Raw genomic sequence first — 23955 nt, forward strand, 5'->3', positions numbered from 1 at the left:
GTACGGTAGTCATATCCATGAACTTTCGAGCCTGCGTCCTGCCGCCGGGCAGTCCCTCGTCGGTCCGTTTGCGGGTGCCCTCCTCGACACGGCCGGGCCGACGGTTCCGCCGCGCCGGTACCGGCCCATGCGAAAGTCGCGGTCGATGCCGTGGAAACCGCATCAACCGGAACGAGGCTCGCGAACGAGGAAAGCGCTTTCTGTCCGCGAGGATAGGTCTGCTCCCGCCGGGCTGACAAGGTTCTTGTCACATACGGAATGCGGGCCGCCACGCTTCGGGCCGCCACGCCGCCCCACCCGTCCGCCGCTCCGGAGCGGCTGTTCCCGCCGCCCGGCACTCCAGCCGCAGGTCTTCCCGGCCGACACGCTCCGGACGGACCGATCGCCGCGGAAAAGACACCGCGGATGTTCATAAGAGTGGTCATCGTTCCAGGACATGAACTTCGCCCTCACCGGCCGACTCCTCCGGACCGCGACCCGCCTCACGAGGGTCCGATTCCCAACACCCTGCACTTTCCTTGGTGTTGAGGTTCAAGGCCGGCACGTCCGAGTGGAGAGCCGGCCCGGGCGCCCCGAGACCTCCCGGCCACAACGCAAACCGCCCCGGCAGGCGGGTGCCTGCCGGGGCGGTGCTTGCGCTTCCAGGGGGCTTCCCGGGGAGCGGTGCCGGAACTAGCCCAGCGTCGCGATGGCCTGGTTGAAGGTGGCCGACGGACGCATGACGGCCGCCGCCTTCGCCGGGTCGGGCTGGTAGTAGCCGCCGATGTCGACCGGCGAGCCCTGCACGGCGATCAGCTCGTCGACGATCGTCTGCTCCTGCTCGGCCAGGGTCTTGGCCAGCGTCGAGAACGCCTCGGCGAGCTTGGCGTCCGCGGTCTGCTGCGCCAGCTCCTGCGCCCAGTAGAGCGCCAGGTAGAAGTGGCTGCCGCGGTTGTCGATGCCGCCGAGCCTGCGGCTGGGCGACTTGTCCTCGTTGAGGAACGTGGCCGTCGCACGGTCCAGCGTGTCCGCGAGGACCTGGGCGCGGGCGTTGTCCGTGGTCTGCGCGAGGTGCTCGAAGCTGACCGCGAGGGCGAGGAACTCACCCAGGCTGTCCCAGCGCAGGTAGTTCTCCTTGACGAGCTGCTGGACGTGCTTCGGCGCGGAGCCGCCGGCGCCCGTCTCGAACAGTCCGCCGCCGTTCATGAGCGGAACGACGGAGAGCATCTTCGCGCTGGTGCCCAGCTCGAGGATCGGGAAGAGGTCGGTCAGGTAGTCACGCAGTACGTTGCCGGTGACCGAAACGGTGTCCTCGCCGCGGCGGATGCGCTCCAGGGAGAACGCGGTGGCCTTCACCGGCGACATGATCTCGATCTGGAGACCGTCGGTGTCGTGGTCGGCGAGGTACGTGCGGACCTTCTCGATGAGCTTGGCGTCGTGCGCGCGGTCCTCGTCGAGCCAGAACACGGCCGGGTTGCCGGTCGCGCGGGCGCGGGTGACGGCGAGCTTGACCCAGTCCTGGATCGGCAGGTCCTTGGCCTGGCACATCCGGAAGATGTCACCGGCGCCGACGGCCTGCTCGAGCACCGCGTTGCCGGCGGCGTCCAGGACCCGCACCGTACCCGTGGTGGGGATCTCGAAGGTCTTGTCGTGGCTGCCGTACTCCTCGGCCTTCTGCGCCATGAGGCCGACGTTGGACACCGAGCCCATCGTGGCCGGGTCGTAGGCGCCGTTCGCGCGGCAGTCGTCGATGACGACCTGGTAGACGCCCGCGTAGCTGCTGTCCGGCAGGACGGCGAGGGTGTCGGCCTCCTGGCCGTCCGGACCCCACATGTGACCGGAGGTGCGGATCATGGCCGGCATGGAGGCGTCGACGATCACGTCGCTGGGGACGTGCAGGTTGGTGATGCCCTTGTCGGAGTCGACCATCGCCAGGGCGGGGCCCTCGGCGAGCTCGGCCTCGAAGGACGCCTTGATCTTCGCGCCCTCGGGCAGGGCCTCCAGGCCCTTGAGGATGCCGCCGAGACCGTCGTTCGGGGTCAGGCCGGCCGCGGCGAGCGACTCACCGAACTCGGCGAACGTCTTCGGGAAGAACGCGCGCACCACGTGGCCGAAGATGATCGGGTCGGAGACCTTCATCATCGTGGCCTTGAGGTGCACGGAGAACAGCACGCCCTCGGCCTTCGCCTTGGCGATCTGCGCGGTGAAGAACTCGCGCAGCGCGGCCACCCGCATCACGGCGGCGTCGACGACCTCGCCCGCCAGGACGGGTACCGAATCGCGCAGGACGGTGGTGGTGCCGTCGTCGCCCACGAGCTCGATGCGCAGGGTGCCGGGCTCGGCGATGACGGCGGACTTCTCGGTGGACCGGAAGTCGTCGACGCCCATGGTGGCGACGTTCGTCTTCGAGTCGGCCGTCCAGGCGCCCATGCGGTGCGGGTGCGCCTTCGCGTAGTTCTTGACCGAGGCGGGGGCCCGGCGGTCGGAGTTGCCCTCACGCAGGACGGGGTTGACCGCGCTGCCCTTGATCTTGTCGTAGCGCGCGCGGACGTCCTTGTCCGCGTCGGTCTTCGCGTCGTCCGGGTAGTCCGGCAGTGCGTAGCCCTGCCCCTGCAGCTCCGCGATCGCGGCCTTCAGCTGCGGAATCGACGCCGAGACGTTCGGCAGCTTGATGATGTTGGCGCCGGGAGCCTTGGCCAGCTCGCCGAGCTCGGCGAGTGCGTCATCGATACGCTGACCGGCCTCGAGGTGCTCCGGGAAGCTGGCGATGATCCGGCCCGCCAGGGAGATGTCGCGGCTCTCCACCGTGACCCCTGCGGTCGAGGCGTAGGCCTCGACGACGGGCAGGAACGAGTAGGTCGCCAGGGCAGGGGCCTCGTCGGTGTGCGTATAGATGATGGTCGAGTCAGTCACCGGGTGCTCCGCTCCACGTCTGCAACATTGCTTGACATCAAGATATCTCGTGCCCGCCCCCCTCTCCACAGGGGCCCGCCCCCGTTTTCGGCCGGAACCGGTCAGTCGCGTCCGGCCCCGGACGGGGCGGACCCCTGCACCCCCGGCAGCCTGCGTGCCTCGACCAGCCCGGACTCGTACGCGAAGACGACCAGCTGCGCCCGGTCGCGGGCGCCCAGTTTGATCATGGCGCGGCTGATGTGGGTCTTGGCCGTGAACGGGCTGATCACCATGTGGGCGGCGATCTCCTCGTTGGTCAGCCCCCGGGCGGCCAGGGCGGTGACCTCGCGCTCGCGGCGGGTGAGGGCCTCGAGGCCCGGTGCGGTGGCACGGTCCGGGGGCCGGGAGACGAACGCGCCGATGAGCCGGCGGGTGATGGCGGGCGACAGCAGGGCGTCGCCGCGGGCCGCGACCTCGATGGCCCGCAGGAGCTCGGCCGGTTCGGTGTCCTTGAGCAGGAATCCGGCGGCGCCGGCGCGCAGGGCGTCGAAGACGTACTCGTCGAGGCCGTAGTTCGTCAGGATGACGACGTGCACATCGGCCAGCAGGGGGTCTGCGGCGATCTCGCGGGTCGCCTCGATGCCGGTCATCACGGGCATCTGTACGTCGATGAGCGCCACATCCGGGGTGTACCGGCGGACCAGCTCCACGCCCCGGCGTCCGTCGGCGGCCTCCCCGACGACCTCGATGCCCTCCTCGGCCTCCAGCAGGGCCCGGAATCCCGCGCGCATGAGGGCCTGGTCGTCGACGATCAGCACGCGGATCATCCTGCGGACCCCCTGGACCCCCCGCACACCTCGGACTTCGCCGGCATCCCTGGCTCCAGGGGCAGCTCGGCACGTACCGAGAAGCCTCCGTGCGCACCGGGCGCGGCTTCGAGGGTGCCGCCGAGCGCGGCGACGCGCTCCCGCATGCCGGTCAGCCCGGTGCCCGGGGTGATGCGGTCGCCGGGCAGACACGGTCCCCGGTCGTCGACGCGGAGCTCGAGCGCCGAGTCCGTATAGAGGAGGCGGACGGTGGTCTCGGCGCGGTCCGCGTGCCGGGCCACATTGGTCAGGGCCTCCTGCACGATGCGGTACGCCGCTCCGCCGACATCGGCCGGAAGAGGCCGTTCGGCACCGTCGACGGTGACCACGAGCGCGATGCCCGCGGCCCGTGCCCGTTCGGCCAGCTCGTCGATGCGGTCCAGCCCCGTGCCGGGGTCCAGCACGTCCGTGCGCAGCACCTCCAGCGTCGAGCGGAGCTCACGCATCGCCTCGCCGCTCGCCTCCTGGATGGCGAGCAGGGCGGGCTCCACCTCGGTGCCGCGTTTGCGGGCGAGGTGGACGGCGACGCCCGCCTGGAGCTTGACGATCGAGATGGAGTGGGTCAGGGAGTCGTGCAACTCCCTGGCGATACGCAGCCTTTCCTCCCCGGCGCGACGCAACGCGGTCTCCTCGCGGGTCCGTTCGGCGTCGAGTGCGCGCTGTTCGGTCTGGCGCAGGTAGGCCTGCCAGTTCTTGTCGATGAGGCCGGTGACCCCTGCGCAGAGGAACCAGCCGAGCAGGAGCAGCGTCCGCTCGACGGTGTCCTGGACCCCCGGTACGGCGACGAGCAGCACCACGAAGTAGCCGAGGAGGAACAGGGCCCCGGCCCCGGCCGCCTGCGCCCGGTGTCCGCTGCGCGCCGCGGCGTGGACGGCGACCACGACGGGCAGAGCCACCCAGCTGCCCGGGTGGGCGTGGACGACGTACGCGAACATGCTCAGGGTGGTCACGGCGAGCACCGTGCGGGGTGCCTGCCGGTGTGCGGCGAGGGCGAGGGAGCCGGCCGCGACGAGCAGCAGGTCGAGGACGTCCGGCGAGGACGCCGCCCGGGCAGCGGCGGTCACGGCCGCGCCGATCGCCGCGGCACCTGCCGTGTCCAGCAGGAGTGCCCGCCGGTCGATGTCCCCCTGCACCTGCATGAGCCGCACCCTAACTCCCGTACGGCTGGGGGCGCGTCGTCCTCCGGGAGGGGGTCCGGGCTGCTCCCCGGGGAGTAGTGCGGCCGCCCGCCCGTCGGGCCGGCGCAGCCCGGACTGCCTTCCGCCGTACGACGACGGGAGCGGGTGGCGGGGACGAGCATCGTCGCCATGACCGGACCTTTCCGATACACCTCGCCCGTACCTCCGAAGTCGGCCACCGGGGTGGTGGCCGACGTCTACGCCCAGCTCGCCACCGACTTCGGCATCAAGGACGCCACGACCTTCGTCGTCCTGTCCGCCTCCCCTCCGCTGCTCACCGCCACCTGGGCCCTGATGCGGGAGTCCCTGCTGGCCGGGCAGGCGTCGCGTACCGGGAAGGAGGTGGTGGCGGCGGGGGTCTCGCTCGCCAACCGCTGCCCGTTCTGTGTGCACGCGCACGCCGTGCTGCTGCACGCCACCGGTGATCACCGGCTGGCCGAGACGATCCTGCGGGGTGATGAGCCGGACGAGCCGGGACATCGCCGACTGCTGGCCTGGGGCAAGGACATGAGTGCGCCGCAGCCCTTCCCGGCGCGGGAGGCACCCGAGTACGTGGGGACGGCGCTCGCCTTCCACTTCATCAACCGCGTCGTGTCCTCGTTGCTGTCCGAGGTGATGCTGCCGGGCGGCGCCGAGAAGTACCGGCTGGTGCGGAGCACGGCGGGCCGTTCGCTGGCCCGCACGGTGCGCCGCGAGCTGCGGCCGGGGGACAGTCTCGCGCTGCTCGACACGGCCGGCGCAGCGCCGCAGTGGGCCGGGGCCACCCCGGTGGGCACGGCGTACGGCGCGCTGCGCACGGCCGCGCAGCTGGGTGCGGGCCTGTTGAGCGACGAGGACGCCGCGTTCGTACGGGAGTCGGTGGCCGGCTGGGACGGTGTCACGCCCCTGCCCCTGACCGCAGCCCTGCCCGACCGGGCGGCGCGGCCGGGCGCCCGGCTCGCCCTGCTCGCGGCGCGCGCCCCGTACCGGATCACCGACGAGGACGTGGCGGCCTGGCGTGTGCCTCCGTTCACCGATCACTGTCTGGTCCATCTGGTGGCCTTCGGCGCCATGTGCGCCGTCGAGCGGGTGGGGGCCACCCTGCGGACGGCGGCCGGGGAGCGGGCATGAGCGTCGCCGCAGCGAGGCACGGTCCCGGTGATCCTGGCACCGGGCCGGTGATCAGGAACGCGGCCTGACGAGCTCGTCCCTGGGCGGCCGGTGCTCGTACCAGCGCTGATCGGCTTCCAGCTGGGCGGCGAGCGAGACGAGCCGTTCCTCGCTGCGGGAGGGGCCGAGCAGCTGGGCGCCGAGGGGCAGGCCGTCGCGGGTGAAGCCCGCCGGGACGTTGACGCCGGGCCAGCCGAGGACGTTCCAGGGCCAGGCGTAGGGGCATGCCGCGGTCATCGCCAGGTCGGTGCGCCACGCGCTCAGGTGGTCGAAGGTGCCGACACGGGGCGGCGGGGCGGCGGTGGTCGGGGTGAGCAGGACGTCGTATCCGCTGTTCGTGCCCGTGTCGAAGAAGGCTCCGATCCTGCGGTGCTGGCGCACCTCGCGGGCCCGGGCCGCCCGGACGACCCGGCCGCCGAGGCGGGTGCCGGTGCGCAGGGCGCTGCGGGTGCGCGGGTCCAGGAGCGCGGGGTCGGGGTGCAGGGCCGCGAGTTCGGCGATTCCGGCGGTGGCGCGGGGGACGAAGGAGAGGCCGATGAGTCCGTAGCGGGGGCGGGCCTCCTCGACGTGGTGGCCCAGGCGGGCGAGTACCTCGGCGAGTGCGGTGACGGCGCGCACCACCTCGGGGTGGGGTGCGTTGCGGGTGAGGGTGAGCGGGGGCTGCAGGGCGAGGCCGATCCGCAGCGTGCCGGGGTCGCGGCGGGCGGCTGCGGACGCGCTGACGGCGGGCGGCCGGTGCGGGTCATTGGGGTGCGGACCCGCGGCGGCGTCCAGGAGCAGGGCCGCGTCGGCGACCGTGCGCGCGAGGGGGCCGTTGACGGTGAGGCCCTGGAAGGCGTCGCTGTTGGGGTGGACGGAGATGCGGCCGCGCTGCGGCTTGATGCCGACGAGGTGGGTCCAGGCGGCGGGGATGCGGATGGAGCCTGCGCCGTCCGAACCGAGTGCCGCCGGGACGAGCCCCGCGGCGACGGCTGCCGCGGAGCCGCCGGACGAACCACCGGGCGTGTGGGCGGTGTTCCACGGGTTGCGGGTGACGCCGAAGGCGGGCCCCTCGGTGAAGGCCCACTGGCCGAGCTCGCAGGAGTTGGTCTTGCCCACGATGACGGCTCCGGCCGCGCGCAGCCGGCGGACCGCCTCGCTGTCGGCGGTGACGGGCGGCAGGTCGCCCGCGCAGCCGAAGTGGGTGGGCATACCGGCGACATCGGTGTCGTCCTTGACGGCGACCGGCACCCCGAGCAGGGGAAGCCGTTCACCGGCCGCGAGCCGCCGGTCGGCCTCGGCGGCCTCGGCGAGTGCGGCGTCGGTCCGCAGGTTGCGGAAGGCGTTGAGGGTGTCGCGGCTCGCCTCGATGCGCGCGAGCGCGGCGGCGACGAGCTCCTGGGAGGTCGTCCGGCCCTCGGCGAGTTCCTGTGCGCTGCCGACGAGTCCGGACGGTTCGGCCGGTTCGTCGGGCCTGCTCGGTCCGGTCCGCTCCGCGGGGTCTGCCGAAGACATCGCTGCCGCCTCCTCGCTGCCGCCGGAGCACGGTCCCCGAGGTCCGCCCCGGGGCCGCCCGAGCGGTCCTACTGGAGAGTAACGAGGGGGCGGGGCCCGCTCAAGCATGCCTGGCGGAAGGACTGTCCGCGCCGCGCGCGGCGCGGACAGCACGAAGGCCTAGGGCCTCACATGGATCTCGCCGATCCCCGAACCGAGACCGGCGCAGTGGGCGGTCGACTGTCCGGACTGGCCCGGGTTCAGCGTGACGTGCTCACCGTCCACATCCGGGGACCAGCCGCAGACCAGATGGACCCAGAAGGTCTGCGGCGCCGATCCGTTGTTCCGGCAGAGCGCGTACCCCGTGTAGTCGTCGATCGCGTGCTTCCCGGTGTCGCAAGACAGACCGGGCGGCGCCGCGGCCGGCGCGACGGCGACCGCTGCGGTCACCGGCACGGCCAGCGCCACGGTCAGGCCCGTCACGGCCGCACCGCGCAGCAGGGCGCGGACGGTGTTCCCCTTGGACGGCTTCTTCATGTCTCCCCTTTGATCCCTTGCTCTTCACGGCAGCTCTCCCCCACGTTCCGTAACCGAAAACAGCGCCGAACCTCACACTCCGTACATCCTTCCGCCGCGCGGGCGAAGGGTCTCGGGCGTACGCTCGCTTCGGGGGAACGCACGCTCGAAAGAGGCCCGGACAGGGCTGTTTCCGAGGAGGCGCCGTGACCGGACAGCGCATCACCGCCCGTGCGGCCGCCTGCGCGGCGGTGGTCGTACTCACCGTGACGAGTGGCACGGTGGCCCACGCGGACGACGACATCGAGTCGCTCCCCGCCCGGGAGATCGCCGACCGCTCCCGCGACGCACTGCTCGACGCCCGGTCGCTGCACCTGCACTCGGAGGGCGACCTGGGCGAGGGGCGCTCCCCCATGACGGTCGACCTCACGCTGGACCGGAACGGCAACTGCGTGGGCGGTATCGACCTGGGCAAGGACGAGGGCTCGGTCGAGATCGTCAAGCGTGGCGACGTGGTCTGGCTGAAGCCGGATTCGAACTTCTGGAAGAACCAGGTCCCGGTCGGAGGCACGACCTTCGAAGCGATTCTGGCCGGACGGTACATGAAGGGCGAGGCCTCGGACTCCAGGCTGCGGCCCCTGGTGCAGGTGTGCGATCTCGACACGTTCCGCGAGCTGCTCTCCGACAACGCCGACGCCCCCGGGGGGACGCTCACCAAGGGCACCGGCACGACGGTCGACGGGGTACGGGCCGTCCCCGTCACCAGGACCGGGGACGACCAGGAGCTGACGTTGTACGTGGCTTCCGAGGGCAAGCCCTACCCGGTGCGGATCACCCTGCGGGGCAACGGGGCGGACGCGGCCGTGGACTTCTCCGGCTTCGACAAGCCGGTGCCCACGGCCACGCCGCCGGCGGACGACACGGTGGACGTCAGCGCCCTGCTGGGCAGGACACCAGCACCCGTCTGAGGAACACCGTTCCTACGGGTAGGCGACCAGGTTGGCCACGTTGCTCCCGGAGTTGGACGGTCCTCCCGTGGTGTTGATGACGTGGTTGATGGTCCCCGTGCCGCCGAGGGAGACCGTCACCATGTTGCGGAAGCGGACGCCCGAGTTGTTGGGCGCCTCGAAGGCCCGTTCGGCCACCACCGAGGGGTTCACGTTGAAGTAGCAGTAGCTCCCCAGCCCCCAGGCCTGGTGGGTCGTGACGGACGGCGACACCTTGTAGGCGTCGTAGCCCCGGGTTGAACCGTTCATCCAGGCGGCCTGGTTGGGCGGGTCGTACGGCATCTCGTTCTGGAAGAAGTAGGTGCGCCCGCCGTTGCCGTTCCAGATGACCTGGTGCTTCTGGTAGTGCTCGACGAACAGGCCGTACATCGTCACGTCGGTGCCGTTGACGACGAGCCCGGTGTCGGCCGTGTTGCTGTTCCAGCCGATGCCGCTGCCGTGGTCGCCCCGCCACAGCCACATGTGGTCGCCGATGACGTCCGAGCTGTTGACGACGAGGCTCTGGGTCGCCTTGCCCACCGCCGCGCCCCCGATGCGGAAGAAGACGTCGTGGAGCGAGATGGGGTTGCCGGTGTGCCGGGCGGTGGCGCCGGGCTGGCCGACCTGCATCAGCGTCTGGGAGTTGGTGGTTCCCGCGTCGATCAGCAGTCCGGCGATCTTGACGCCGTCGACGTCGGCGACGTTCATCGCGGTGATTCCGTTGTCGGGGATCACCGTGGCGAGGCCGAGTCCGAGGACGACGGTGTTCGCGCGGTTCACGTTGAGGGTCTGGTTGAGGTGGTAGACACCCGGGGTGAACAGCAGGTCCTTCCCGGCCGCGAGTGCGGCGTTGATGGCGGACGCGGTGGCGCCGGGCTTGACCACGAAGAACTGGTCCAGCGGGAGCGACTGCCCGGCGGGGGTGCCCGATGCCCAGGTCGTGCCCTGGGAGTTGGTACGGAGAGCGGGCACGAACACCTTGTAGGCGCCGGCCCCGTCCACGTACAGGAAGGGCTTCTCACGGGTCACAGGGCTCTGCGCGACCGTGGTGTACGGCGGGTTGGGGAAGGAGTTCGCCGGGGCGTTGACATCGCCGACGAAGACCATGTTCCAGTTGGATCCTGTCCAGCTTCCCCACTGGCTGTTGCGTGAGAGCCACTGCTGCTGGGAGCCGGACCGCACCTGGCCGTCGACCTTCGAGTCGGCCATGAAGCCGCCGCTGGACCAGCCGCCGTCGTCGAGCTGCAGGTTGCCGCGCACATGCATGCGGCGGTACGGAGCGGCCTGGGAGACGGCCCACCGGTCGGTGCCGCCGGTCGGGTTGACGGAGAGGTTCTCGGCGGACCGCCAGAAGTTCTGGGTGGCGTTGCCCTGGAACCAGTCGGCCTCGGCGTGCACGGCGCCGTTGATCGTGACGTCGTCGGGCGACAGGCCCAGGCCCGCGACCTGGGTGTAGAAGCCGACGTTGGCGTCCACGTCGTAGCTGCCCGGCTTGAACAGCAGGGCCTGGCGCTGCGGGCCGAACTGGTTCTCCTCCTGCTGGCTGAAGACCTGGTTGAGCTTGGCCTGGACGACCGACTTGGTCATCGACGGGTCGAAGACCGTGACGTTCGGGCCGAGGTCGGGGGTGCCTGCGGGCGGCGGTACGTCGGTGGAGTCGACGCCGAAGGACTGGGCGGCCGAACCGTTGCAGGTGTACTGCTGCAGGCGGATGCTGTCGGCGGTCGAGGCCGAGGGGACATCGAGGCACTTGCCGCTGTTGCGGTTCACGAAGTGGTAGGTACCGCCCGCCTCCTCGACGGGCAGCCACTGCTGGTTGGCGCCACCCGAGTACGACCACAGCTGCACCGGCGCCGCGTCCGCCGTGGACACATCGGTGACGTCCCAGCTCTTGGACGCGTCGTTGCGGTTGTTCACGCGGACGTAGCCGTCGCTCGTCGCCTGGAACTGCCACTGCTGTGCGGTGCTGCCGTTGCACGCGTACTGCTGCACCGCGGTGCCGTCGGCGGTGCCCGCCGCGGCGGCGTCCGCGCACTTCCCGCTGTGCTTCGCGGTGACGGTGGCCCATCCGTCGGGCAGGGCGGCGGCCTGCGCGGTGGGCGCCGAGACGGCGGTGGTGACCAGCGTGGCGAGGAGGCCGCCCAGGGCCAGCAGCGGGGTGGCTCGAGGTCTGGACCGAGTTCTCATACGTGTCTCCTGCGCGGTGGGGGGCTTACTTTAGGCCGTGAAGTTAGGCCTGTTCCCTGAGCGCGTCAAGAGTGCGCGTACGAAAGGTGAATTCAGGCCGTTCGATGCCGGACGCGGCGTCAACTCCCTTCACCTGCTGGTTCATTACTGGTCCATACCAGGGTCTTGACATCCCGGCTCGTTCACTTCTTGAATCACATGGCAGAACAGTCATCACACTGACGAACCGACCGACGTCGAAGCGGGACCGAAGCGGGGGAAGTCGGATGCCCGGCGGCAGCGCGGACCAGGAAGCACTCGTCAGGGACGGGCCAAGGACTTGCCAAGAACCGTTCCCTTACGGTCGGTTCCATGATCCAGCCGAACTATGCGGGTCGGTGAGACATGGCGGACACCCAGGAACTCGGGGTTCGCAGCTCCCGTCCGGCCAGACTCCTCCAGCGAGCGTTCACGGCCGTGCTGCTCGTGGGCATGGCCGTAGCGGTGACGATGTTCGTACGTGGCCAGGACTGGTCCGTCCTCGCCACGGAGATGCGCAGCCGGCCGCCGGGATCCTTCGCGCTTCTGGTCGGGCTGGCGATGCTCGCGAACGCTGTCGCGGTGCTGGCGGCCCTGCTTGCCTGGTGGTCGATGCTGTCGGCCGTCAACGCGGATGTCGCGCCCGCGGCCGAGGGCAGTGGGCTCACAGCGGTGGGTGCGGCCCGCATCTTCTTCGTCGGCCAATTCGCCAAGTACATGCCCGGCAAGGTCTTCGGGTTCGTGCTCAGCGTGAAGATGGGCCGGGCGATGGGAATACCGGCTGCCCGGACGGCCACGGCGTGGCTGCTGACGCTGGTGATCGGACTCCTGACCGCGGCCTCGGCCGGGCTGGTGGCAGGGCCCCAGGTGCTCGGCGGATCGGAGGCCTGGCTGGCGGCCGCGTCGGCAGTGCCCCTGGTGGTGATCCTGCTACGGCCTCAACTCGTCAACGAGGCCGCCACCTTGGTGGCCAGGCTGCGCCGGCGCCCCCCACCTGCGATCACACTGCCGGGACGGGTCATCCGCCGCAACGTGGTGATCCAGATGTTTTCCTGGCTGTTCGGCGGAATTCAGCTGTGGTGCCTGGCGATCGCGCTGGGGGCCCCACCCGCCCGCTCACTGCCCTTGTGCGTCGGTGCGTTCGCCCTCGGTGCGGCCGCCGGTGTCTTCGCGGTCTTCACGCCCGATGGTCTGGGCGTCCGCGAGGTGATCCTGCTGAGCGCACTCGGCGCGGTCCTTCCGCTGCCGGCGGCGGGCGTGGTGGCGGTCATCAGCCGACTGGTCGTGGCCGTGAGCGAACTCATCACGGGCGCACTGGGGTTGGCGGTGACCGAGGTGCTCCGGCGGCGCGCGGGCTCCCCCGCTTCGCCGGTTCGGGCAGCGCGAAGCCGGGCCAAGATCCGGCCAAGCTCCGGACAGCTAGGGTCGCCACCGTTGCATCGCCAGTTGTTGACGACTGAGAAGACGAATTCGGAGGAGCAATGACTGAGGCACCGCTCGTTTCGGTGATAATCCCGAATTACAACTACGCCCGGACGCTCGCGGCGTGCATCGAGGCGGCGCAGGGCCAGACGTACCCCGCGATCGAGGTCATCGTGGCGGACGACTGCAGCACCGACGACTCCGTCGCCATCGCACGCCGGCTGGGCGTTACGGTGCTGGAGAGTCCGGTCAACCGCGGTGTCTCCACGGTTCGCAACCTCGGGGCGGAATCCGCCCGCGGCGAGGTGCTCTTCTTCGTCGACTCCGACGTCGCCCTGGCACCGGACGCGGTGGCCAAAGCGGTGGAGGTCCTCCTCGCGGATGACAACCTCGGTGCGGTCTGCGGTATGTACCAGGCCGAGTCCCTGTTTCCGGACAGCGTTGTCAAGAAGTACCGGGCGATCCAGCAGTACGTCTGGTTCAACGAGGTGGACGGTCTGATCCCGGGCCTGCACTCGGCCCTCTTCGCGATCCGGACTGCCGTCTTCCGTGAAATCGGCCCGTTCAACGACCAGTTGCGCTGGACCGAGGAGCAGGACTACGGCTTCCGCCTCAACGAGCGCTATTCCGTGTGGGCGACCTCGTCCGTCCGTGGCCGCCACGACCACGACGGCACACTGCGCGTCATGCTGACGAAGGTGTTCCAGCGCACGCGGATCGGCGCCCCCAACTGGGTACGCCTGCGGTCCCTGCCCGGCGGTGCCGGCACGAGCTACCGCGCGCTCGGCAGCGGTTTCGTCCTGACTGCGGCCCTCAGCCTCCTCGGCGTTCCGCTGTTCGGCCCGCTGGCCCTGCTCGCGACGGCAGCCACTCTTTCCGTGGGCATATTGCTCGACTGGCGGACATACGCGTACGCGTATCGGCACCATGGAGTCCTGTTCGGCTTCCAATTCACGGTGCTCCACCTCTTGGTGACGCTGACGTCCGCACTCGCCGCAGGGATCGGAATCCTGCAAGGTCTGCTGTTTCCCCGTTCGGTACGTCGGCTCTACGGCGTGAATACCCCTGCCTGACCATCCCGCAAAGCTGAGGCACGCATGACACTTACCATCGACAGTTCCGCCGCGGACGCACTGGTCGATATCGACCTGCACGGGAAGCTGGCCATAGTTACCGGAGGTTACTCCGGTCTGGGTCTGGCAACGACGCGGGCACTGGTGAATGCCGGCGCCCATGTCATTGTTCCGGCCCGCCGCCCGGAAGTCGCGCAGAAAGCACTCGACGGCCTCGACGTCGAAGTCGACGAACTGGATCTCGCCGACCTGAAGAGCGTGGCCGACTTCGCGGACCGCTTCCTCGTTTCGGGCCGGAACATTGACATCGTGATCAACGGTGCCGGTGTCATGGCTCTTCCGGAGACCCGTGTCGGGCCGGGCTGGGAGGCGCACTTCGCGGTCAACCACCTGGGCCACTACGCGCTCGTCAACCGGCTCCTTCCGGCAATCGTCCGGGGTGGGCGCGTGGTTGCCGTCTCGTCGGGCGTGAGCCCGACGGGAACCATCCAGTGGGACGACGTGCACTTCGGGCAGGGCTACGACAAGTGGGCGGCCTACGCGCAGTCGAAGCTCGCCAATGCGCTGTTCGCGGCCCAGCTCGACCTCCTGGGCCGTTCGGCGGGCGTGCAGGCGTACTCCGTGAACCCCGGCTACATCCTCACGCCGCTGCAACGGCACCTCACCACCGAGGAGATGATTGCCGCGGGCTGGATCGACGACGCCGGGACTCCGCTGCTGCCCGAGTTCCGGTCGCCCGAACAGGGTGCCGCCACCCAGGTGTGGGCGGCGACCTCGCCCGAGCTCGCCGGCGCGGGCGGCTCCTACTGTCACCACGGTGCGGTGGACCGCCGGTTCGACGAGCCCGCGGACCGGGAACAGGCCGCCCGGCTCTGGGCCTTGTCGGCCGAGCTGACCGGGGTGGACGCTTTCGCCGCCGGGGGGAGCCCTTCCTGAGCTCGGCCCTGTCGGGGATCTTGGCGTTTCCGGGCGCGGCGGCATGCGTACCGCTCCGGGTTCGATGACGGGTGCAGCCGGTACCGGTGTCGTCAGGGGCGGTCTCCAAGAGGCCGCCCCTCGGGCGTGCGACACGCCCCCGCGACGACAGCGGCGGCCTTCCGCATCCGGCGCGAGGACGAACGTGTCCACCGGACGGAGCACCGGCACGGATACGGCGTCACCGCCCGGTGTTTGCTCGTGGCCGAGTTGCGCCCAAAGGTGTCCGGCGAATTCCGATGGGCGTGCGGCGGCGTTCTCCCGGCCTGCCCGGCACAACAATTGAGGCCGCCATTCCGCACGGCCGCAGCAGCCCTGTCGAGTATACGATCGGCCAAAAATCGGTGAGTCTGAACTCGGTTGCATAGTTCGCAGGTGTCCACATAGCGGGGCAACGCCCGGCGGCCGCCTCGAACGTTTTCAAGAACTCACGTCAGCGCGGCTGAGCGACCGACTACCTTGATGAATGTCCGGCTCACGGATGAACGACAAGGAGGAGAGCCCGGCGATGAAAACGAGTCGCAGGTACGACAGCACTGTGGCTTACTCGTCAGACGGTGTTGTACTGATCCCCATTCCATCACATTGCCCTGAAGTCAGGGGCATTGACCTCATTTCCGTGGAGCTGACGTGACTGGATCCGGACACGTACTCGTGTCAGTGATCGTGCCCTGCTACAACAGCACGAAGACCGTCGCGCTGTGCCTGGAGTCAGTGCTGGCACAGACGTACTCACCCATTGAACTGATCGTCGTGGACGACTCCAGTTCCGACGAGACGGCGTCGATCGCCGACGCGTACGAGTGCACCGTTGTCCGACTCACGGAGAACTCCGGGGCGGGAATCGCGCGGAACCGCGGCATCGCCGCCGGCCACGGCGATGTCCTGTTCTTCCTCGACTCCGATGTCGCGCTCGCTCCCAGCGCCGTGGCGAACGCCGTCCGGACCCTCGAGGAGAGCCCTGAGTGCGCCGCGGCCTGGGGCATCTACGGCGACCGGCCGCTCGTGGACGACAGCGTCGTGGAACAGGTCCAGGTGCTGCACGGCCACTTCCGGCAGATCCAGCCCCGCCCCGTGCTCACCGGGCACTTCGCGGTCGGGGCGATCCGCCGCTGGGTCGTCGACGAGCTCGGCGGCTTCGACGAGCGGCTCACCGGGCAGTGGGCCAACGAGGACCACGAGTACGGCCTGCGGATCTCCGGGCGCTTCCCGGTGGTCCGTGCGCTCGACGTCGTCGGCTACCACGACGACGAGGACCGGATGTCGTCGGTGCTGCGCAAGCGCTTCGGCCGGGCCGTGTCGCTGGTGCCCCTGATCTTCCTGCAGCGTGACCTCAAGCCCGAGCGGGAGGCGCTGCACCGGCCGCCGGAGATCTTCGCGATCACCCTCACCGCGGCGACAGCGCCCCTGCCGCTCCTCGCACCCGCGCTCGCGGTGCTTCCTGCGGCAGGTCTTGCCTGGTTCCTCTGGGCGAACCTCCCGCTGCTCGGCTACGTCCGGCGCGCCGCCGGCTGGCGCATGGTCCTGGTGACGACGGCACTGAACTACCTCTACGGACTCGCTGTTTCGGCGGGCGGCCTGACCGGGGCGCTGCGCTACCTCGTCGACCCGCGTTTCCGGCGGCGATACCGTAATGGCCTAGCGGCCACATGACTCTGACCTTTCGTACCATTTCTGGCATGGCGTACGCATCGCCTTGGGAGCGCTCCCAGCGCGATCTCGCCGAAAGACGGGGGACAATGAGAATCAAACTGCTGGGTCCGATGGATGTGGAAGTGGCCGGTCGGTCCCTGGATGTGGGGCCGCGCCAAAGACGCCTGGTGCTGGCGGCGTTGGCGGTGGATGCCGGCAGCCCGGTTCCCATCGACGCCCTGATCGAACGAGTCTGGGGGCAGGACACACCCGACGCGCCACGCAGCGCCCTGTATGCCCATATAGCCCGGCTGCGGCATTTCCTGACCAGGGCCGCACGGGCCGAGGAGTCCGCCGCGAAGCCGGTGCCCCTCGTCAAGGGGGCGCAGGGATACGTTCTGCAGATCGACCACCGGGACGTCGACCTGCACCACATCGGCTCCCTCGCGGAGGACGCTCGCGCCGCACACGGGGAACAGCGCGTACTCGCGCTGCGCGAGGCGATGGGCCTCTGGCGCGGTCGGCCGCTGGTGAATCTGATGGGGTACTGGGCCAGCACGATACGCCGGAACGCGGAATCGCAGTTCATAGGCATCGCGAGTGCCTGGGCCGCTGATGAGCTGCGGTTGGGTAACGCCCAGGCGGTCGCCGACCGGCTGGCCAAGGTCCTGGATTCGTATCCGCTCGCCGAGCCGCTGGAGGACCTGTACATGCGCGCGCTGTGCGCGCTCGGCCGTACCTCGGAGGCTCTGCAGCACTACGCCGCCGTGCGTGAGCAGATCGCCGAGCAACTGGGGCACGAGCCCGGCCCGCAGCTGCGTGACCTGCACATGGCCGTCTTACGCGGCGAGCTCCAGACCCCCCACCAGGGCACCACCATCGGCTCCGCGCCGCTCCCCCGCCAACTCCCCATGGACGTCGCCCACTTCGTGGGCCGGACCGAGGAACTGACCTGGATCCAGGACGCGCTCGCCACACCACGGCCGCAGGCTGCGACACCGCTGGTGAGCATCCACGGAGCCGCCGGTGTCGGCAAGTCGGCCCTCGCCGTCCACGCCGCGCATCAGCTCGCCCACCGCTATCCCGAGGGCCAGATGTACGTGGAGCTCAGCGGGAGCGACACGGGGGCGCCACCGCTCAGCCCGTCGGAGGCCTTGGCCCGCCTGTTCCGCACGCTCGGTACGGAACCGCCGCCGCCGGCCGTGCAGGCCGATGAGGCCGCCGCTCTCCTGCGTTCCCTGGTGGCGGGCCGGAGGATGCTCCTCGTGCTCGACAACGCCTCCGACTCGGACCAGATAAAGCCGTTGCTGCTGAACGGGGGCGGCTTCGGCGTGATCGTGACGAGCAGGCAGCCGCTGTCCGCCTTGGGCGGAGCCGGCCAGCTGCCTGTCCGGCCGCTGCCGGTGCACGAGGCCGTCGCTCTTCTCGGCCGGCTGACGGGTGCGGACCGGGTGGCCGCCGAACCCGCAGCGGCCGAAGCGATCGTGAAGCTGTGCCAGTGCCTGCCGCTCGCCGTGACCACCGCGGCGGCCCGCCTCGTGTCCCGGCCGAGCTGGCCCCTGGCCGAGCTGCACGCCCGCCTCGCCGACGAGGCCCGGCGGCTCGACAACCTCGAGATCGAAGGCATCGGGGTACGAGCCAGCTTGTCCGGCTCCTACCGGCGGCTCTCCGGCAATGCCGATCCGGCCATGCGGGCGGCCGCGGAGGCCTTCAAGCTGCTCAGCGGGTGCAGCCAGCCCGTGGTCAGCCTCTCGGACGCCGCGCGGCTGCTCTCCCAGTCCAATGCGCGCGCGGAACTGTGCCTGGAGCGGCTCGTCGACGCCCAGCTCCTGGAGTCCGTCTCACCGGGGCGCTACCAGATGAACGATCTCCTGCGGTTGTTCGCCCAGGAGTGCTGAACAGCGGGAGCAGGGCCTCGCCGGGACCGGATGGTCACGACGGCGGCCCGGGACAGCGGAACGACAACGACGTCGTCACCGCGCCCCCCGGGCAGGTCGGCCGGGCACCTTCCGCTCGCGCCGTCACACCCCTTGGGGCATCTCCTGCTGAACGTAGCTGCGCAGCCAGGTCCTGAAGTCCGGTCCCAGATCTTCGCGCTCGCACGCCAGGCGGACGATGGCACGCAGATAGTCGGCGCGGTCCCCGGTGTCGTAGCGGCGGCCGCGGAAGACGACACCGTGTACGGGACCGCCCAGGGACGGGTCGGCGGCCAGTGCCTGCAGGGCGTCGGTGAGCTGGATCTCGCCGCCGCGGCCCGGACCGGTCTTGCGCAGCACCTCGAAGATCCGCGGGTCCAGCACGTAGCGGCCGATGATCGCGAGGTTGCTGGGGGCGTCCGCCGGCCTCGGTTTCTCCACCAGGCCGCTGACGGCGACGACATCGGCGTCCCCGTTCGGGGCGGCAGCGACGCAGCCGTAGAGGTGGAGCTGGGAACGGGCGACCTCCATCAGCGCGACGACACTGCCGCCGTGACGCTGCTGCACCTCGATCATGCGGGTGAGCAACGGGTCGCGCGGGTCCGTCATGTCGTCGCCCAGGAGCACCGCGAAGGGCTGCTCCCCCACGTGCTCCTCGGCGCACAGCACCGCGTGGCCCAGTCCCTTCGGGTCGCCCTGCCGGACGTAGTGGATGTTGGCCAGCTCGCTCGAGGCCTGCACCTGGTCGAGCCTGGCGTCGTCGCCCTTGCGGCGCAGGGTCTCCTCCAGCTCGTAGTTGCGGTCGAAGTGGTCTTCGAGTGGACGCTTGTTCCGTCCGGTGATCATGAGGATGTCCGAGAGGCCGGCGGTGACGGCCTCCTCTATGACGTACTGGATCGCCGGCTTGTCGACGACCGGCAGCATCTCCTTGGGGGTGGCCTTGGTGGCGGGCAGGAAGCGGGTGCCGAGACCGGCCGCCGGGATGACCGCCTTCGTGATCCGGGAGCCCTGTGCGGATGATGCGCTCATGCCTGCACTTCCTTCAGAACGGCGGCGTACCGGTCGAGGCAGCTTTCGAGGCCGAACAGGTTCCTGGCGCGTTCGGCCCCGTCCTTGCGCACGGCCGCATCCCAGCCGAGTGTCTCCAGGAGGGCCTCGCGCAGCGCCACGGGATCCCGCGGCGGGACGACAGCCCCCATGCCGGTGGCCACCACGGGGTAGCGCCCGCCCGGCAGATCGGTCGTGACCGAGGGCACGCCGCACATCATCGCCTCGGCCTGGGCGATCCCGAACGACTCCGCGATCGAAGGCAGCGCGAAGACGTCGATCGACGCGTAGAAGTCAGCGATCTCCTGTCCCCGCAGCAGGCCCAGGATGCTGATGCGCGGGTCCTTCCGGGCGGCCTCCCGGATCTCTTCGATGACGCTGCCTCCCGCCACGTTCACGTAGTCGCCGCCCACGAGCAGCCGGGCGTCGGGGTCATCGATCCCGCTGAACGCGGAAAGGAGGTAGGGCAGTCCCTTGTCGGGCACGATGCGCCCGAGGAAGCCGATGTGCGGCCCGGGCGTCTGCCGGTACACGGCCGACCCGCCTCTCCGGTCCAGGCAGGGGGCCGCAATCGCGAATCGTCGTGCGTTGCGGAGCCTCGGCCACATCCGGGAGTGCTCGGCCTGGTCGTCGCTGTTGACCACGACCGCCGCCGACCGGCGCACCGTGACGGCCGACGAGACACTGACCGCCGCTGTCGCGGCCCGGGCCACCGCGCCGGGCGGGAGCCAGAGGTCGATGTGATAGGTCGAGACGACGGGGATCTTCAGCCGCGGCCCCGTGATGAGCCCGGCCTCGAGCATCGGCAGGTGCAGGTGCAGCACGCGCGACCGCCTGCTCAGCCGCCGTACCGTACGGGCGAACGAGGGGCTGACCAGGCCTCGGCCGATCGAGGCGATGACCGGGCACCGATGGACGTCCACGCCGTTCAGGCTCTCGCGCAGCGGCAGCTGCGGATCGTGGCGGGTGGCGACGACGGCGACCTTCCAGCCGCGGGCTGCGAGCCCCTCGGCGACGATCCGGGCGGTCTCGGTCAGACCGCTCACGTAGGGCGCGTAGTAGTTGACCGCGATGCAGACGTCATAGGTCACAGGAAGCTCGCCAGGAAGGTCGAGGCCAGGACCGCGGTCCACAGGCCGAGGTTGAGCCGCATCTGCCGGTCGCGCATGAGGTCGTCGACCGGGTCCCCGCCGGAGCGCTCCACGATGAGCATCTGCAGGTAGCGGGTGACGTGGAACGCCGCGAACGGGAAGGTGAGCGCGGCTCCCACCTTCCCGTACGGCGGCTTCAGCTGCCACATCGTGGCCAAGTAACACATCAGGGCCGCGACGAGGTTCAGGACGACCACGTGGTCCAGGAACGGCACCGAGTACGCCGACAGCGCCGGTCTGTGCCTCTCCCCGGCCAACGCCAGGCCGGCCAGTTCGTGTCGGCGTTTGCCCAACGACAGGGCCACGGACGCGCAGTAGACGCAGATGAGCAGAAGCGGCTGGACGTCCAGACCGGCGGCAACCGCTCCGGCGAGGACCCTCAGGACGAAACCGGCGGCGACCACGGAGACGTCGACGAGCGGCTGGTGCTTGAGGGCCAGGGTGTACCAGATGTTCATGAGGACATAGCCCCCGAGTATCAGCGCCGCCAGGGGCGGTACCGCGACGAGCAGTCCGACCGTGACGAGCAGCAGCGCGACCAGCACGGCCACGGCACCCCGGAAACTCACGTCGCCACTCGCGAGCGGCCTCAGCCTCTTGACCGGATGCAGCCGGTCGGCCGCACAGTCGCGGAGGTCGTTCAGGACGTACACGGTGGAGGAGGCGGAAAGGAAGGCCAGCAGGGTCAGGACGATCCCGCCGAGGTGCGGGATCACCTCCGGCGGGGCTGTTATCGGTGCCACCAGCACCAGGGAGCACTTGATCCAGTGACGGGGCCGTAAGAGCGCCACATAGGCCCCAGAGGTCCTCACCCGCCGGGCGGCGATGGGTCCTTCCACAACGTCGAGCGCAAGCCTGTCCGGACCTACGTAGTGATCCATGAACGTCTCCCCTGGTGTGACGGTCGGTCAGAACAATGCTTTGGCGAGCTGCAGGGCCCCCTGCCGCCACGGGTCACGGTGCGTCCTGCCGCTGGGGCTCCGCCGCGCGCGGCCCGCGCTCCGCCACCACTCGTACGTCCTGAGCAGCGCCTGCCTGTTGCTGACGCGGGGGGTGAAGCCCAGCTGCTCACGTGCCTTGTCCGTCGACACGTAGGAGTCACGGGTCAGCTTGTGCACCAGACGCCCGTACACCGGCGAGAGACGCAGGGCCGCGAGGGCTCGCAGCACCACGACTGCCGGCCCGACCGGGACCGTGACGACCCGCCGCCCGTGGCCTGCGGCGTCGAGCACCGCCTGGAAGTCGTCGCGGAGCGAAGTGAACTCGGTGGCACCGATGTTGAAGGTGTCGTTCACAGCACTGTCCGGTCCCTCGCATACGCGCCGGATCGCCTCGCAGAGGTCGTCGACGTCCAGCATCTGGGCGGCGGCGTGGCCACCACCCATCAGGGGGAAGTTGCGCCCCTCATCGGCCCATTCGAACAACATCGCGAAGAGTCCCAGCCGCTCCGGCCCGAGGAACGTCTTGGGCCGCAGGATCGGCGCGCAGAGGCCCTGCTCCCGCGCGCGCAGCACGACCAGTTCGGCGGCGAGTTTGGCGGAGGAATACGCGTCCACCGGCTCACACGGGTAGTCCTCGGGGGTCGGGCAGTGGCGGGGCAGGCCGTAGACGGCGGTCGACGAGATGTGCACAAGTCGCTGCACGCCGACGTGTCGGGCGGCCTCCACGACCGAAGCGGTGCCGTCCACGTCGACCGACCGGATGTCGGCGGCGCGGTGGCTCGGCAGGGCAGCGGCCGAGTGGATGACCACGTCGGCGCCGCGGAAGGCGTTGATCAGCGCCGCCGTGTCGCGGACATCGGCCCGGACGTATGCGGCACGGTCACCGGCACCGGGTGCGAGGGGGCGGATATCGACGCCCGTCCATTCGATGCCGGGCCAGGGCCGGGCCAGGAGGGCAGTGCCGAGCATTCCGGCCGCGCCAGTGACGACAATGTTCATTTCACGTCCCTTTCATCAAGCACGTACCGCACTCGCAGGGCCCGTCGAGGAACAACGTGCGATCTACCGGGGCATTGACCTGGCGCGACAGGTTCCGGACCGCACTGGCTCATTCTCGCCAGGCCAGGAGTCGGACCTTACCGACCGTTGATTGCACCGGTCTTGGCGGTCGCCCCAAGGTCGGGGCAAGGTCACGGTGCGAGGATCTGCAGGCTGATACGACCAGCGACCGGGGAGAAGTGTGAGTCCGTGAGCGAGACTGCGAGCGTCGAACCATCCATCACCGAAGAAGAGCGGGCGGAGCACGCGACGCGGTCGGACGGGGCGGCGCAGGCGGGCCGCAGGCGTCGGCCCTGGCGCGTACGCCTGGCCGTCCTTGCCTGCACCGCGTGGCTGGCCTTCGTCGTGCTGCACCGGATCCTCAGCAACCGGTTCTACTGGTGGGGCCCCTTCGACGTCATCCCGCCGCTGGCCTTCGCTCTCGTCCCGCTGGCGCTGATCGCCGTGGCGCAGCTGGCACGGCCCGTGCGGTGGCGCCTCACCGCCGCGCCGGTGCTCGCGCTCGTGCTCGGCCTGAGCTGTTCCGGGCTGAACTTCAGCACCCTGTGGTACACGCCCCCGTCGGCGCCCTCCGACGCGATCAAGCTCGTCACCTGGAACACCCAGTACTGGGACCAGGACCTCCAGCCCGGAGGCCCGCACACCACCGACGGCTTCTACGCGTTCCTCCGCGGCCTCGATGCCGATGTGTACCTGCTCCAGGAGTACGCGCACGTCGACATGACCAAGACGCACTGGGCCCAGGCTCGCGGCATCGACCAGACGGCCCGGCTGCGCAAGGAGTTCCCCGGCTACGAGGTCGTGATCGAGGGCCGCAACGTCACCCTGTCCCGACTGCCGGTCGTCGGGCACCGCTGGCTGGACACGACCACATGGCTGCCCGACGACCTCAAGCCCGTTCCGGACGCACTGCGGGACCGTCCGCTCTTCTATTCGTCGCAGACACAAGTGACGGACATTCGAGTGAACGGAAAAACCGTGTCCTTCTACAACTCCCATCTGTTCCAGCCACCTCAGCGGCTGATGCGTCTTCAGAACGGCCCCGAGGGAAGCATGTTCGAGGTCGACCGGCTCAACTTCGAAATGCGTCGGGCCAGTTATGAGGCCATTCGTAAGGATGTCGCGGACAATCCCCACCGCATTGTTCTGGGCGGCGATCTGAACACATCCGCCGCGATGGGAATCAAGTCGATGATCCCCGACCGGCTGGTCGACCAGTCGCACGCACTCCCGTCGCTCTACCCCGCATCCTGGCCGTCCGGGAAGCGCGTCTGGCGGCTCGACTGGCTCTTCACGACCTCGAATGTCGCCGTTTCACGCTACGACCTGCTCGACTCGAAGGGCTTCTCGGATCACAGCGTCCAGCGCATCACGCTGTGGCCTCGCTGACCGCGGGAGGAGTGGAACTCGGCAACTGCCTCCGCCCCGCGACGCTTCGTCGCGGGGGGGGGGGCGGTGCCGAGTTCCCCGCGATCGGCTCCTGGTGCGCGACCCG

General features: G+C 70.0%; 18 protein-coding genes. 8 read left to right on the forward strand and 10 right to left on the reverse strand.

All coding sequences use genetic code 11. From position 1 onward, the window contains the following. Window positions 1-672: 672 nt before the first annotated feature. The 3 genes from ACFQ6X_RS32925 to ACFQ6X_RS32935 form a co-directional block, all read right to left on the reverse strand. The gene (locus tag ACFQ6X_RS32925) at window positions 673-2892 is read right to left on the reverse strand and encodes an NADP-dependent isocitrate dehydrogenase (protein WP_383187037.1); all 2220 of its coding nucleotides are present in this window, start codon (window positions 2890-2892) and stop codon (window positions 673-675) included. A gap of 101 nt (window positions 2893-2993) precedes the next feature. Continuing rightward, window positions 2994-3698 carry a response regulator gene (locus tag ACFQ6X_RS32930; RefSeq protein ID WP_383187040.1) on the reverse strand — a complete coding sequence of 235 codons (705 nt, stop codon included), beginning with the start codon at window positions 3696-3698 and terminating at the stop codon, window positions 2994-2996. Further along, window positions 3695-4876 (reverse strand): sensor histidine kinase, encoded by a 1182-nt coding sequence (locus ACFQ6X_RS32935; RefSeq protein ID WP_383187043.1) that lies wholly within the window; start codon window positions 4874-4876, stop codon window positions 3695-3697. The genes ACFQ6X_RS32930 and ACFQ6X_RS32935 overlap by 4 nt, the downstream gene beginning before the upstream one ends. 168 nt (window positions 4877-5044) lie before the next feature. Here ACFQ6X_RS32935 and ACFQ6X_RS32940 point away from each other — a divergent pair, with 168 nt between their 5' ends. Beyond that, entirely contained in the window at window positions 5045-6025 is a 981-nt protein-coding gene (locus tag ACFQ6X_RS32940) for a carboxymuconolactone decarboxylase family protein (RefSeq protein WP_383187046.1), read from the forward strand. Between the two features lie 51 nt (window positions 6026-6076). Here the strand turns inward: ACFQ6X_RS32940 and ACFQ6X_RS32945 are convergent, their stop codons facing one another. Together ACFQ6X_RS32945 and ACFQ6X_RS32950 are read right to left on the reverse strand one after the other, a co-directional pair. Next, window positions 6077-7558, reverse strand: a complete 1482-nt coding sequence (locus ACFQ6X_RS32945) for an amidase (RefSeq protein ID WP_383187048.1) — start codon at window positions 7556-7558, stop codon at window positions 6077-6079. 159 nt (window positions 7559-7717) lie between these two features. Then, on the reverse strand, window positions 7718-8074 hold the full coding sequence (locus tag ACFQ6X_RS32950) for a hypothetical protein (protein WP_383187050.1): 357 nt from the start codon (window positions 8072-8074) through the stop codon (window positions 7718-7720). A 185-nt stretch (window positions 8075-8259) separates the two neighbouring features. On the opposite strand from ACFQ6X_RS32950, the gene ACFQ6X_RS32955 reads away from it, so the two are divergent. Next, a complete protein-coding gene (locus tag ACFQ6X_RS32955) occupies window positions 8260-9021 on the forward strand; it encodes a hypothetical protein (RefSeq protein WP_383187053.1) in 762 nt (253 codons plus the stop codon). A 12-nt stretch (window positions 9022-9033) separates the two neighbouring features. Here ACFQ6X_RS32955 and ACFQ6X_RS32960 read toward each other — a convergent pair whose 3' ends face one another. Then, the gene (locus ACFQ6X_RS32960) at window positions 9034-11226 is read right to left on the reverse strand and encodes an RICIN domain-containing protein (RefSeq protein ID WP_383187056.1); all 2193 of its coding nucleotides are present in this window, start codon (window positions 11224-11226) and stop codon (window positions 9034-9036) included. 384 nt (window positions 11227-11610) lie between these two features. Between ACFQ6X_RS32960 and ACFQ6X_RS32965 the strand changes: the two genes are divergently transcribed. The 5 genes from ACFQ6X_RS32965 (at window position 11611) to ACFQ6X_RS32985 (ending at window position 18244) form a co-directional block, all read left to right on the forward strand. Then, window positions 11611-12729: a hypothetical protein gene (locus ACFQ6X_RS32965; protein WP_383187058.1), complete on the forward strand. Its 1119-nt coding sequence runs from the start codon at window positions 11611-11613 to the stop codon at window positions 12727-12729. Next, the gene (locus ACFQ6X_RS32970) at window positions 12726-13739 is read left to right on the forward strand and encodes a glycosyltransferase family 2 protein (RefSeq protein WP_383187060.1); all 1014 of its coding nucleotides are present in this window, start codon (window positions 12726-12728) and stop codon (window positions 13737-13739) included. Before ACFQ6X_RS32965 ends, ACFQ6X_RS32970 begins: the two co-directional genes overlap by 4 nt. Window positions 13740-13763: 24 nt before the next feature. Then, complete coding sequence (locus ACFQ6X_RS32975; protein ID WP_383187063.1) at window positions 13764-14675, forward strand: oxidoreductase; 912 nt, start codon at window positions 13764-13766, stop codon at window positions 14673-14675. A 669-nt stretch (window positions 14676-15344) separates the two neighbouring features. Beyond that, window positions 15345-16367: a glycosyltransferase family 2 protein gene (locus tag ACFQ6X_RS32980; protein ID WP_383187065.1), complete on the forward strand. Its 1023-nt coding sequence runs from the start codon at window positions 15345-15347 to the stop codon at window positions 16365-16367. Window positions 16368-16393: 26 nt separating this feature from the next. Beyond that, window positions 16394-18244 (forward strand): BTAD domain-containing putative transcriptional regulator, encoded by a 1851-nt coding sequence (locus tag ACFQ6X_RS32985; protein WP_383187068.1) that lies wholly within the window; start codon window positions 16394-16396, stop codon window positions 18242-18244. 123 nt (window positions 18245-18367) lie between these two features. On the opposite strand, the gene galU is transcribed toward ACFQ6X_RS32985, so the two are convergent. The 4 genes from galU to ACFQ6X_RS33005 are packed head-to-tail and all read right to left on the reverse strand — an operon-like array spanning window position 18368 to window position 22400. Then, window positions 18368-19291 (reverse strand): UTP--glucose-1-phosphate uridylyltransferase GalU, encoded by a 924-nt coding sequence (galU, locus tag ACFQ6X_RS32990; RefSeq protein ID WP_383187070.1) that lies wholly within the window; start codon window positions 19289-19291, stop codon window positions 18368-18370. Next, the gene (locus tag ACFQ6X_RS32995; protein ID WP_383187073.1) at window positions 19288-20400 is read right to left on the reverse strand and encodes a glycosyltransferase family 4 protein; all 1113 of its coding nucleotides are present in this window, start codon (window positions 20398-20400) and stop codon (window positions 19288-19290) included. Before ACFQ6X_RS32995 ends, galU begins: the two co-directional genes overlap by 4 nt. Continuing rightward, on the reverse strand, window positions 20397-21341 hold the full coding sequence (locus ACFQ6X_RS33000; RefSeq protein ID WP_383187074.1) for a UbiA prenyltransferase family protein: 945 nt from the start codon (window positions 21339-21341) through the stop codon (window positions 20397-20399). The genes ACFQ6X_RS32995 and ACFQ6X_RS33000 overlap by 4 nt, the downstream gene beginning before the upstream one ends. Window positions 21342-21368: 27 nt before the next feature. Next, window positions 21369-22400: an NAD-dependent epimerase/dehydratase family protein gene (locus tag ACFQ6X_RS33005; RefSeq protein ID WP_383187077.1), complete on the reverse strand. Its 1032-nt coding sequence runs from the start codon at window positions 22398-22400 to the stop codon at window positions 21369-21371. Between the two features lie 249 nt (window positions 22401-22649). Between ACFQ6X_RS33005 and ACFQ6X_RS33010 the strand changes: the two genes are divergently transcribed. Beyond that, window positions 22650-23849, forward strand: coding sequence for an endonuclease/exonuclease/phosphatase family protein (locus ACFQ6X_RS33010; RefSeq protein ID WP_383187080.1), 1200 nt, complete (start codon window positions 22650-22652; stop codon window positions 23847-23849). Window positions 23850-23955 lie beyond the last annotated feature (106 nt).

The organism is Streptomyces sp. NPDC056452, assembly GCF_042796085.1.
In the GTDB taxonomy this organism is placed as follows: domain Bacteria; phylum Actinomycetota; class Actinomycetes; order Streptomycetales; family Streptomycetaceae; genus Streptomyces.

What these genes read in the sequence shown, in the direction of transcription:
- ACFQ6X_RS32930 (WP_383187040.1), bottom strand. Translation starts at nt 3,698, where the DNA reads ATGATCCGCGTGCTGATCGTCGACGACCAGGCCCTCATGCGCGCGGGA.
- ACFQ6X_RS32970 (WP_383187060.1), top strand. Translation starts at nt 12,726, where the DNA reads ATGACTGAGGCACCGCTCGTTTCGGTGATAATCCCGAATTACAACTAC.
- ACFQ6X_RS32975 (WP_383187063.1), top strand. Translation starts at nt 13,764, where the DNA reads ATGACACTTACCATCGACAGTTCCGCCGCGGACGCACTGGTCGATATC.
- ACFQ6X_RS32935 (WP_383187043.1), bottom strand. Translation starts at nt 4,876, where the DNA reads ATGCAGGTGCAGGGGGACATCGACCGGCGGGCACTCCTGCTGGACACG.
- ACFQ6X_RS32965 (WP_383187058.1), top strand. Translation starts at nt 11,611, where the DNA reads ATGGCGGACACCCAGGAACTCGGGGTTCGCAGCTCCCGTCCGGCCAGA.
- ACFQ6X_RS33000 (WP_383187074.1), bottom strand. Translation starts at nt 21,341, where the DNA reads ATGGATCACTACGTAGGTCCGGACAGGCTTGCGCTCGACGTTGTGGAA.
- ACFQ6X_RS32960 (WP_383187056.1), bottom strand. Translation starts at nt 11,226, where the DNA reads ATGAGAACTCGGTCCAGACCTCGAGCCACCCCGCTGCTGGCCCTGGGC.
- ACFQ6X_RS32985 (WP_383187068.1), top strand. Translation starts at nt 16,394, where the DNA reads ATGGCGTACGCATCGCCTTGGGAGCGCTCCCAGCGCGATCTCGCCGAA.
- galU (WP_383187070.1), bottom strand. Translation starts at nt 19,291, where the DNA reads ATGAGCGCATCATCCGCACAGGGCTCCCGGATCACGAAGGCGGTCATC.
- ACFQ6X_RS33005 (WP_383187077.1), bottom strand. Translation starts at nt 22,400, where the DNA reads ATGAACATTGTCGTCACTGGCGCGGCCGGAATGCTCGGCACTGCCCTC.
- ACFQ6X_RS32950 (WP_383187050.1), bottom strand. Translation starts at nt 8,074, where the DNA reads ATGAAGAAGCCGTCCAAGGGGAACACCGTCCGCGCCCTGCTGCGCGGT.
- ACFQ6X_RS32940 (WP_383187046.1), top strand. Translation starts at nt 5,045, where the DNA reads ATGACCGGACCTTTCCGATACACCTCGCCCGTACCTCCGAAGTCGGCC.
- ACFQ6X_RS32945 (WP_383187048.1), bottom strand. Translation starts at nt 7,558, where the DNA reads ATGTCTTCGGCAGACCCCGCGGAGCGGACCGGACCGAGCAGGCCCGAC.